Consider the following 10,087-nt stretch of genomic DNA (forward strand, 5'->3'; position numbering starts at 1 on the left):
TACATCTTTGACTTCAAGAAAGAAATTGCTAGGCTTGTGATTTACTCACTTATAAAAACGCTTCGCTGTTCAGTTTTCAAAGAGCACCTTTTTTGAAACAACCTCTTTATTATATCAATCTGAGATTCGTTTGTCAATAAGTTTTTTTATTAACAACCTTCCCTCAAGGCGACTTTTAAAGTCTATCACGTTTGCACTAGATAGGCAAGAGGTAATTTTTTGTATCATTCTCTTTTTGTGAAGAACTCGCTCTTTCGAGAAGAACTCGCAAAAACGAGAACGAGATTTAATATATCACTTCAAAACGTACTGTGCAAGTGAAATAAATGGAAAAGCCGCTCATGCAATTACATGAACGGCTCTTCTTGTACTGTCTTCAATATCTATGCGAATTTAATCGCGGGCACGCATATGCGGGAACAACAGCACATCCCGAATCGAAGGCGAATTGGTAAGTAGCATGATCAAGCGGTCAATTCCGATCCCCAGTCCACCTGTAGGCGGCATACCGTATTCCAGCGCTTCAATGAAGTCTTCATCCATTTCATGCGCTTCATCGTTTCCAGCTTCTTTTTCCAAGAGCTGCGCCTCAAAACGCTCCCGTTGGTCAATCGGGTCGTTCAGCTCGGTAAATGCATTTGCATGCTCTCTGGCGACAATAAACAGCTCAAAGCGATCGGTAAACCGCTCATCCTGCTCGTTTTTCTTGGCCAGCGGCGAGATTTCCACCGGATGGCCGTATACGAAAGTAGGCTGGATGAGTGTCTCTTCGATTTTTTGTTCAAAGAATTCGTTTACCACGTGGCCGAAGGTATGGTGCGGTTCGACCTGCACACCGTGTTCTTTTGCCAGAGCCCGGGCTTCTTCGTCGCTCATATGCTTCCAGAAATCGACTCCGACATGCTCCTTGACCAGATCGACCATGTGGACGCGGCGCCATTTCGGTGTCAGATCCACTTCATGCCCTTGATAATGAACCTTGGTGGTTCCCAAAACTTCCTGGGCGACATGGGCGATAAGTTGTTCGGTCAAATTCATGATGTCTTCAAAGTCGGCATATGCCTGATACAGCTCGATCATCGTAAATTCCGGGTTGTGACGGGTAGAAATCCCTTCATTCCGGTATACGCGGCCGATCTCATACACCTTCTCCAACCCGCCGACAATCAGCCTCTTGAGATGCAGTTCGATGGCGATGCGCATATACAACTGCATGTCCAACGCGTTGTGATGGGTAATAAACGGACGAGCTGCCGCCCCTCCAGCGATCGCATGGAGCGTAGGGGTTTCCACCTCAAGGAAACCGAGGCTGTCCAAATAACGGCGCATCGAGGTGAGGATCCGGCTTCTTGTGATAAATGTGTCGCGAACCTCGGGATTGACGATCAGATCGACGTAGCGTTTGCGGTAACGGGTCTCGATGTCCTTGAGACCGTGGTACTTTTCTGGCAGCGGACGGAGCGACTTCGTCAGGAACGTAAGCTCCTTCGCTTTTACGCTAAGCTCGCCCGTCTTTGTTTTGAAAACGACGCCGCTGACGCCGATCAAATCGCCAATGTCGCTTATGTTAAATACTTTAAACGCCTCTTCGCCGACTGTATCCAGCCGGACGTAGATCTGGATTTGTCCGGAGCGGTCCAAAAGCTGAGCGAAGCTCGCTTTCCCCATATCCCGTTTGGCCATCAGGCGTCCGGCAATGGAGACCGTCGGCGCTTCCGCTTCCAGCTCTTCCTTGGTCTTTTCAGCAAAGCGGCTGACGATATCGGCCGCGTGATCCTTTTGTTCAAACTTCTTCCCGAATGGATCAAGCCCCCATTCGCGAAGCTGATTCATTTTGTCATGGCGCACTTGCAGCAACTCATGCAGACTCTCCTGCTGCTGTTCTTGCTCCTGCAGGTCTTGCTCGTTACTCATAGCCTCATTCACTCCTTACCATAACCTTGGTGACGATTTGGATGACTGGATAAATAGCGATACGGCGTACCCTTTTTTCAAGGTACGCCTTGTTTCAGCCAATTACAAGTTAATATCGAGAATTTCGTACTGGATGACGCCTGCCGGAACCTGCACGTCGACGATAGACCCTTTTGTTTTTCCGAGCAACGCCTGACCTACCGGAGATTCATTGGAGATTTTATTGTTCATCGGATCGGATTCAGCCGAACCCACGATCGTGTACATCACGATGTCTCCGAACTCCAGATCTTTCAGCTTGACTGTGGACCCTACGCTTACGACTCCGGTGTCCACGTCCTCGTTGGTAATAATGCGAGCATTGCGAAGCATTTTTTCCAGGGTAAGAATTCGCCCCTCGATGAATGCCTGCTCATTTTTCGCCTCTTCGTACTCGGAGTTTTCGCTAATATCTCCATAGCTGATCGCTTCTTTAATCCGTGCTGCTACTTCCTTGCGTTTAACCGTTTTCAAATCTTCCAGCTCTTGCTCGAGTTTTGCCAGACCTTCTGGTGTAAGAATCACTTCTTTTTCCGACATGGTTCAATTCCCCCGTTTAAAATAATTCCTTTCGCACTGGGTAAAGTACAAAGGATTATATGTAGATGCTCTATACAATATACAGGCAGAACGTGAATGCCAAGCTGTCGACTCCAATTGTCATAGGGAAAGCTGCCAGAGCAAACTGGCAGCTTACGTCCCGATAATACGACGTATTATAGGATATGAAGGAACCCTTGTCAATGTTTAGGATACCCTTAGTAACTGACCGCTTCTTCCCGGGGCAGAGCCGCTTCGTCATCCACATCGTCTGCATGGTTTTCCACCCAATCGACATACTCTGTCAGGACGCGGCGAAGCTCTTCTTCCGTCTCAACAGCATTGATCAGGTTTTTGGTATGGGTCGATCCCTTTAAGCCTTTGAGATACCAGGCCGCGTGCTTGCGCATTTCCAGCACGCCTACGCGCGGTCCTTTCAAGGCGATCAGGCGCTCCGCATGCAGCATGCAAATCTCCATCTTCTCACGCGGAGTCGGCTCGGGCAGCAATTCCCCGCGAGTGAGATACTGAATCGTCCGGTACAGCATCCACGGATTGCCCAAGGCGGCGCGGCCGATCATCACACCGTCGCAGCCGGTGGTATCCAGCATGCGGCGAGCGTCTTCCGGCGTAGCCACGTCACCGTTCCCGATGACCGGAATGGAGACGGCTTCCTTGACGCGGCGAATCCAGTCCCAATCCGCTTTCCCCTTGTACATTTGCACGCGGGTACGGCCGTGAACCGCAACAGCCTGGGCGCCCGCGCGCTCCACAGCCTGCGCGTTCTCGATGGCGTACATATGCTCCTCGTCCCAGCCAAGGCGCATTTTCACCGTAACCGGCTTCTCTACGGCGTCCACTACAGCGGAAACGACCTCGTAAATTTTATCCGGATCCAGCAAGAGCCTTGCACCGGCGTCGCAGCTCACGATTTTGGGAACCGGGCACCCCATGTTGATATCAATGATATCCGCGTTTGTATATTGATCGACATGTTTCGCCGCAGCGACGAGCGTTTCCCTGTCGCCGCCAAAAATCTGCAGGCTTAGCGGTTTTTCGCGCTCGTCGACATACAGCATATCCATCGTCTTCTTGTTTCCGTGCACGATCGCCTTGTCGCTAACCATTTCGGCGCAGACGAGACCGGTGCCAAATTCTTTCGCAATCAAACGAAACGCAGGGTTGCACACCCCTGCCATCGGAGCAAGAACGACGTTGTTTTTCAACTCGATGTTTCCGATTTTCATCTATCATTCAACCTCCTTTTCCCGCAGTTCCGCAGGGAGTCGCAAGCACACCACGGCCTGACGAGTGGATGGAGAGGCAGAGCCCCAAGAAAAAGTTATTTATTATTTATAGCACATAATTCCTCATAATCAACCTGTAAAGTGCTGGCGATCTTCCGCAGCACAGGCTCGGTCGGCGTGCGCGTCCCTCTTTCCAGCGATCCGACAAACGACAGCGAGACGCCCATCTTTTCCGCCAGCGACTGCTGGGTCAAGCCTTTCAGTTTGCGGAATGAACGGATCCGGTTTCCCAGGCGATTGTTCCCCATTTTTGTACCCCCTTGTCATCTTCCGGCAACAACCTGAGGAAATCGTCTAAAGGCCGGTTAAACACGGGCAGCATGTCCCCCTCCAAGACGTCGCGCAAAGGAACGAGCACGAAGGCCCGCTCTGTCATTGCCGGATGAGGGATGGTCAGATGCTCGCGGTCCAGCGCCATGTCTCCATACAGCAGCACATCGATGTCAATGGTGCGTGGCCCCCACCGAATCGTGCGCACTCGTCCCAGCTCCTGTTCTACCGCCAGTGCACTCTCCAGCAGCTTTTCCGGAGTCAGGTCCGTTTCTACAGCAACAGCCATGTTCAGAAACGCCTCCTGGTCGACAAAGCCGACCGGTTCGGTTTCGTATACAGGTGAAATCCGAACGACGGAAATCCCCTCTCGTCCGTGCAGTTTTTTTACTGCCTGCCGCAAATTCTCCGCCCGATCGCCCATGTTCGAGCCGAGCGCCAAATACGCACACACCGTCATTGGGCACGATCCTCTCTTTTGCGGCTTATCTCGATGGCAACCGAATCATAGTGGCCGTTAATCGGCGGATCAGGCTTTGTCACCTTGACTTTTACTTCTGAAAACGGAAACGCCTGCAGCAGTCGATCCGCAATTCGCGCAGTCAATGCCTCCACCAGGTTGTAACGCTCTTTTTCTACTATTTGTTGCACACAATCAAAGATATCGGCGTAATTCACAGTATCATGCAGGTCGTCGCTCGCCCCTGCCCGGGACAAGTCCAAAAACAGCTCTAGATCGACATAAAACCGCTGTCCCAGCTTGGCCTCGGCTTCGAACACCCCATGATAACCGTAGAACGACATCCCATTAAAATAAATTTTATCCAATCAGGCCGCCCCCTTTCAACATCGCGTCCATCATGGCGGTCACTCGCTTCATTTCCTTGACGTCGTGGACACGGACGATATGGCAGCCTTTCGCTACGCCCAACGCTACCGTAGCGGCAGTCCCTTCGACACGCTCCTCCACCGGCAGATCCAGGACGCGCCCGATCATCGATTTGCGCGACGTTCCAAGCAGAACCGGATAGCCCAGCGCCACCAGATCATCCAGCCGGCGCATCGCTTCGAGGTTTTGCTCCAGCGATTTGGCAAATCCGATGCCCGGATCGAGAATGATCAGCTCGCCCTTGACTCCCGCTTCCCTGGCAATTGCGACAGACTCCCGCAGATCTCGGATCATGTCGCTGAAAAAGTGGGTGTAGGCTGTATCCTCGCGGTTGTGCATGAGAATAATCGGCACCTCATGCTGAGCGGCCACGTCTGCGATTCTTCTGTCTTTTTTGGCGCCCCAGACGTCATTGATGATATGGGCGCCAGCGCGAACGGCCTGATCGGCTACCTCAGCCTTGTACGTATCGACCGACAATGGGATGGAAAGCTCCCGGGCAAGCGCACGAACAACCGGAATCACCCTGTCCAGCTCCTCCGCCAGCTCTACGGGAGCCGATCCGGGCCGCGTCGATTCTCCGCCGATATCGATAATGTCCGCACCCGCATCCACCAGGGCACGCGCTTGCGCTACCGCCCGCTCGATATCTGTGTACCGGCCGCCGTCGGAAAAGGAGTCAGGGGTTACATTCAAAATGCCCATGACAAGCGTCTTTTGTCCAAGCGGCAGCACGCGGTCTTTGCAAAGGATGGCTTTTCTTTGCTGAAGCTGGCGGCGCATCGTGAGCAGCTCCCGCACCTCCGCAGCCGCTTCCCGCAGTCCTTTTGTCTGATCCGGGATGCGGTCCAGCAAGCCTAGCCATTGTCCGTGCGTGCCTCTGATATACAGATCGGCTAAATCAGGTCGGGCCGGATTGTCGTGTACGGCAGCGTCTCCGCCGAGCAGCCGCATCTCGCTTCGCAGCAAGGCTGCCTCTTCGAAAGCAAGCCTCTCCATATGAAGCTGCAATGGCTCTCCCTCATCGGCAAAGCGCTCCCTGTCGGAAGGCTTGACCCCTTGCCGGGCGAGCTCTTGTTCTACTTCCATGCGGTTTTGGGCGTGAATCACGAATGGATTATGAATCATGAGCCTTGCTTCCTTTCGCGTCTTGAATCTCTCGTTGACATGTTGTCAGATAGCATACCATAATTACCCACCGCACGCTACAGACTCCCGGTACGCCAGGTGCAGCGCCTGTGTATGGCTTCCATAAACAGCGGGCAGCTCTTTTCCACTCACCTCTGACACCGGTACGATCTCCTGGATGGAATTCGTCACAAACGCCTCGCTGGCGCTCCCCAGCTCATCCAGACGGTAAAATCCTTCCTGCACAGGGATGCCCAGCTTTTTCGCCAGCTTCAGCACGTGCCGCCTCGTAACCCCGTCCAGTATGCCCGTTTCGACAGCAGGCGTAAACATGCTGCCGTCCCGAATCCAGAAGAGATTGCTGACGATCCCTTCGGCCAGATAGCCGTCATGGGTCAGGAACAGGCCTTCGACGTCGGTCTGGCTTCCGACCTCCAGACGGGCCAGGGCATTGTTCAAGTAATTGTGCGACTTGAAGCGAACCGGACCTTCCGCTGTCTGGCGGGGAATCGACAATACTTGGAGCCGCTTTGGACGAGGGGGCAGCGCGATCGGCGGAACGTTTTTCGCAAAGACAAACAGAGACGGGTGAGCGTACCCTTCCGTCACCAGTCCTACGCCCTCGTTGCCTCCCGTAATGCTGATCCGCACGTACGCATCCGCAAGTCCATTGGCTTTGGCTGTTTGCAGGATAGCCCCCTCCAGCTCTTCTGAGCTCCAGGCGTTTCTTATTTGCAACGCCAAAAGCCCGGCGGACAACCGGGCGAAGTGTTGATCCCACAAAAACGGCCGATCCTGATAGACACGCACCGTCTCAAACAAGCCGATCCCGTACAAAAAACCATGGTCCAATACAGATACCGCCGCCTGCTCGGCAGGGACGATCTTTCCATTCACATATACGAACATGGCATTCTCTCCCGCTATCCTTCTTGGAGAGCATCATACCATATTTCTCAGCCAAGCTGTGCGGTCTCCTCCAGCCGTTTGCGGTGGATGAACCGGGAGATGGCGATCGACATTTCGTACAGAGCGATCAAGGGCACGATCACCAGCACATCGGAGACCAGATCAGGCGGCGTAATCGTGATGGAGACGACGGAAAGCAGAAAATACGCCGGCTTTCTCAGCTTGGCCAGCCGGTGCGGATTGAGAATGCCCAGATGGCTGAGAAACAGCACGATTACCGGCAGCTCGAACAAAAGCCCAAACGGAACGCAAATATTCAGCATGAACGTAAAATAGTCATTCGCCGTAATGACGAGATCGAAATTGCCGTTGGACAATCCGAGCACAAATTGATACATCAAGGGAAACAGGACAAAATAGGCGAAGCTCAGTCCGATCAAAAACAGGAAAAAGAGAGCCGGTATATACATCATGGCTACTTTGCGCTCCTGCTCGGTCAACGCCGGCACGACAAATCGCCAGGCTTGATAAGCGGTGATCGGGATGGTGATGGCAATCGCTCCGACTGCGGAAAGCTTGATGTAGATAGACAAAATGTCGTTGGGACCGAGAATCGCCAGCTTTTCCGCCGAACGGCTCGCCAAAAAATGATAGATGTGGTCTACGAACAAAAAGCACGTCAGAAGACTGATGACAAAGGAAGTCAGAACGATAATCAGCCGGCGGCGCAGATCTGTCAGGTGTTCGAGAAACGGCATGGCTCGCCCCATGGCTCACTCCTCCTCGTCGTGAAAAAGTACACAAAGCCTGGTGAAAACAATGGTCAAATGCGGTTTGCGGCTGGGTTCGCCCGATAAAATCCTGCCAGGCAGCGGCAAAGGGCAGTGCGCACGCGGCACACCACCCTTCCCCTGCAGATGGTTTACTTGACTCGATTCAAGGATTCTTCGCCGTTCTTGCCAGCTAGACCGACCATTTTGTCGGCCGCATCCTTTTCTTTCTGCTTTTTCTCGTCGTCCTCGTCCTTGGTTAAATCCTTGGCGGCGGACTTGAATTCGGTCAGCGTTCGTCCAAAGGCCCGCCCAATCTCGGGCAGCTTGCTCGGACCAAAAATGACGAGAGCGATGATCAAAATGAGGATAAGCCCGGGTATACCGATGCTGGACAACATGGCTGGCTACACTCCTTTTTTAGAAGCCGGTAATGGCGATGACACCCGGCATGGCGACAGCATTGCCGCCTTTTGGCCAGTTGCTGGTCGGCTGGTCGTAAGACTTCAGGTTTTCCCCCGGATGCTGAACGGACAGGAACAGCGTGGTTTCGTCCGGGGTAAACCACGGTCCGGTCATTTCGGCACCTACTGGCGCGGAAGCAAACTGCACGGCCTCTCCTTTGGCTGCTCCGGCTGTCGGGATAAAGAAGATGCCGTTGTTGCCGAAGGATTTGTAAATGCCGCTGTTCATGGACGAGGAGGAAATATCCGTCACGACCCACAAGTTGCCTGCGCTGTCGAACGCCATATTGTCCGGTGCCGCAAAACCGCTTTGCGGTCCGCCGGCGGCAAAGATTTCGAAGGTGAAGTCCAGACCGGCATGGCTGCCGTCTTTTTCAAACAGGCGGACGATTTGTCCGTAGAAGTTTCCGTGCTTGGAGTTGTTCGTCATGGCGATAAAGACGCTGCCGTCGATCGGGTGCACCTCCACATCTTCCGGGCGGTCCATCGGAGTCGCTCCCATCGCTTTTGCGGCATCGCGGCAGTTGACGAGTACATCCGCCTGCGAGGCGAACAACGCATTTCCTTTGCTGTCAGTCGCTTTTTGCAGCGCTTCGCTGGAGGCGTAATCCAGGGCCATCCACTTTCCTTTGCCGAAGTTGGCTACATAAAGCGTGCCTTCCTCCAGCAGCTTGGAGTTCTGTTTTCCGGCACTTGGATTGAACTTTCCTTTGGAAACGTACTTGTAGACGTACTGGTCGTTTGCGTCATCGCCCATGTAGACGACGAGCTGGCCGGTAGGGGCGATGACCATCGCCGTATTTTCATGAGAGAACCGTCCCAGGGCTGTATGCTTTTTGGGCGTGGAAGCAGGGTCAAACGGGTCTACCTCGACGACCCAGCCATAGTGGCGGTTATCTCTCAGTCTGCAATCGTCAACGACATCCTGGAAGTTTTCTTCACAGGACAATATCGTGTTCCACAAGGTTACCCCGCCAGAGCAGTTGGCGAAGGTTCCGGTTACTTCGTTGGCAATGGACGCGGCGGGACCGGTCAATACATGCTTGGTCAGCCCGCTCACACGGCGGCCGTACTTGGAGTCCGGAACGAGCTTCCATCTTCCGCCCTCGCGTTTTACCTCCACGACGGAACCGCCGAGCGCGTAGAGATATTTCTGGACTTGCTCTGCCGTGCGCTTGTTCGCTTTCGGATCGGCATTCAACGTGTCGTAGCCGGTGACGTAGTACTCCAGCTCGCCCAAGTACTCATGATTGACCCAGAGCAGGCCGTGGTTGGCGCTTCCGTCGATCGGCAAAAAGCAGGTGAAGTCGGCATTGAACCCGAACGTATCCCCGTTCTGATTGATTCTGTCGCCGTAGACAGCGATCACATCGTACTTGTACCCGTCCGGCAGCACGACATCGTCCTTGGTCGATGGCTCGATCGGCTTGAACTTGGGATTGAATTTGTGCTTTTTGTCCTCCAGTCCAAACAGATGATCGGCCGTTTTCCCGGAGATCGATTGCCCTGCAGCCAATGCAGGAATTCCTGTAGCCAGAGAGGCAAGGGCTGCCGTACCCGCACCCAGATAGGTCAAAAATTGTCGACGGTTCACGTCCATTCGCGTTCGCTCCTTTGTCTCTTCTTTACACCTCCCGATTGTACAGGCCGTTCGTCTAGCTACTGTGAATGCGGGATTAAGAATACGTAAAATGGTTTGTATTTTCTGTGAAGGAACAGTGGAATCAGAAAGCTCTTGGCTGTGACAAGCCTTTTGGCTAAGCCTGGGTACACAAAGGGCACAAGTCCCGCTTTCCAAATGAGTTCGAAGTCTCACATCGTTGCGTTTGTGCCAATCTTCCTCTGTCGACAAAAAAA

General features: G+C 53.3%; 11 protein-coding genes. All 11 read right to left on the minus strand.

Annotation, left to right across the window (positions count from 1 at the left end; all coding sequences use genetic code 11):
* Positions 1–393: 393 nt before the first annotated feature.
* The 11 genes from lysS to Q3F21_RS26465 all read right to left on the minus strand — a co-directional run bounded on the left by lysS (position 394) and on the right by Q3F21_RS26465 (position 9,830).
* Positions 394–1,914: a lysine--tRNA ligase gene (lysS, locus tag Q3F21_RS26415; protein WP_340259484.1), complete on the minus strand. Its 1,521-nt coding sequence runs from the start codon at positions 1,912–1,914 to the stop codon at positions 394–396.
* A gap of 102 nt (positions 1,915–2,016) precedes the next feature.
* On the minus strand, positions 2,017–2,493 hold the full coding sequence (gene greA, locus Q3F21_RS26420; RefSeq protein ID WP_340259485.1) for a transcription elongation factor GreA: 477 nt from the start codon (positions 2,491–2,493) through the stop codon (positions 2,017–2,019).
* Between the two features lie 218 nt (positions 2,494–2,711).
* Positions 2,712–3,740 (minus strand): tRNA dihydrouridine synthase DusB, encoded by a 1,029-nt coding sequence (gene dusB, locus Q3F21_RS26425; protein WP_340259486.1) that lies wholly within the window; start codon positions 3,738–3,740, stop codon positions 2,712–2,714.
* A 95-nt stretch (positions 3,741–3,835) separates the two neighbouring features.
* Positions 3,836–4,048, minus strand: coding sequence for a helix-turn-helix domain-containing protein (locus Q3F21_RS26430; RefSeq protein ID WP_340259487.1), 213 nt, complete (start codon positions 4,046–4,048; stop codon positions 3,836–3,838).
* Positions 4,000–4,530, minus strand: a complete 531-nt coding sequence (gene folK / locus Q3F21_RS26435; RefSeq protein WP_340259488.1) for a 2-amino-4-hydroxy-6-hydroxymethyldihydropteridine diphosphokinase — start codon at positions 4,528–4,530, stop codon at positions 4,000–4,002. The genes Q3F21_RS26430 and folK overlap by 49 nt, the downstream gene beginning before the upstream one ends.
* The gene (folB, locus tag Q3F21_RS26440; protein ID WP_340259489.1) at positions 4,527–4,898 is read right to left on the minus strand and encodes a dihydroneopterin aldolase; all 372 of its coding nucleotides are present in this window, start codon (positions 4,896–4,898) and stop codon (positions 4,527–4,529) included. The genes folK and folB overlap by 4 nt, the downstream gene beginning before the upstream one ends.
* The gene (gene folP / locus Q3F21_RS26445) at positions 4,891–6,087 is read right to left on the minus strand and encodes a dihydropteroate synthase (protein WP_340259490.1); all 1,197 of its coding nucleotides are present in this window, start codon (positions 6,085–6,087) and stop codon (positions 4,891–4,893) included. The genes folB and folP overlap by 8 nt, the downstream gene beginning before the upstream one ends.
* Before the next feature lie 63 nt (positions 6,088–6,150).
* Positions 6,151–6,996, minus strand: a complete 846-nt coding sequence (gene pabC / locus Q3F21_RS26450; RefSeq protein ID WP_340259491.1) for an aminodeoxychorismate lyase — start codon at positions 6,994–6,996, stop codon at positions 6,151–6,153.
* 47 nt (positions 6,997–7,043) lie between these two features.
* On the minus strand, positions 7,044–7,766 hold the full coding sequence (gene tatC / locus Q3F21_RS26455) for a twin-arginine translocase subunit TatC (protein WP_340259492.1): 723 nt from the start codon (positions 7,764–7,766) through the stop codon (positions 7,044–7,046).
* 152 nt (positions 7,767–7,918) lie between these two features.
* Positions 7,919–8,167, minus strand: coding sequence for a twin-arginine translocase TatA/TatE family subunit (tatA, locus tag Q3F21_RS26460; RefSeq protein WP_340259493.1), 249 nt, complete (start codon positions 8,165–8,167; stop codon positions 7,919–7,921).
* A gap of 19 nt (positions 8,168–8,186) precedes the next feature.
* Positions 8,187–9,830, minus strand: a complete 1,644-nt coding sequence (locus Q3F21_RS26465; protein ID WP_340259494.1) for a PhoX family protein — start codon at positions 9,828–9,830, stop codon at positions 8,187–8,189.
* Positions 9,831–10,087: the final 257 nt, after the last annotated feature.

It is taken from the genome of Brevibacillus borstelensis, assembly GCF_037834415.1.
Lineage (GTDB): Bacteria > Bacillota > Bacilli > Brevibacillales > Brevibacillaceae > Brevibacillus > Brevibacillus borstelensis_A.

Excerpts from the sequence above, each read along its gene's own strand:
- lysS (WP_340259484.1), bottom strand. The coding sequence starts at position 1,914 with ATGAGTAACGAGCAAGACCTGCAGGAGCAAGAACAGCAGCAGGAGAGT.
- greA (WP_340259485.1), bottom strand. The coding sequence starts at position 2,493 with ATGTCGGAAAAAGAAGTGATTCTTACACCAGAAGGTCTGGCAAAACTC.
- dusB (WP_340259486.1), bottom strand. The coding sequence starts at position 3,740 with ATGAAAATCGGAAACATCGAGTTGAAAAACAACGTCGTTCTTGCTCCG.
- Q3F21_RS26430 (WP_340259487.1), bottom strand. The coding sequence starts at position 4,048 with ATGGGGAACAATCGCCTGGGAAACCGGATCCGTTCATTCCGCAAACTG.
- folK (WP_340259488.1), bottom strand. The coding sequence starts at position 4,530 with ATGACGGTGTGTGCGTATTTGGCGCTCGGCTCGAACATGGGCGATCGG.
- folP (WP_340259490.1), bottom strand. The coding sequence starts at position 6,087 with ATGATTCATAATCCATTCGTGATTCACGCCCAAAACCGCATGGAAGTA.
- pabC (WP_340259491.1), bottom strand. The coding sequence starts at position 6,996 with ATGTTCGTATATGTGAATGGAAAGATCGTCCCTGCCGAGCAGGCGGCG.
- tatC (WP_340259492.1), bottom strand. The coding sequence starts at position 7,766 with ATGGGGCGAGCCATGCCGTTTCTCGAACACCTGACAGATCTGCGCCGC.
- tatA (WP_340259493.1), bottom strand. The coding sequence starts at position 8,167 with ATGTTGTCCAGCATCGGTATACCCGGGCTTATCCTCATTTTGATCATC.
- Q3F21_RS26465 (WP_340259494.1), bottom strand. The coding sequence starts at position 9,830 with ATGGACGTGAACCGTCGACAATTTTTGACCTATCTGGGTGCGGGTACG.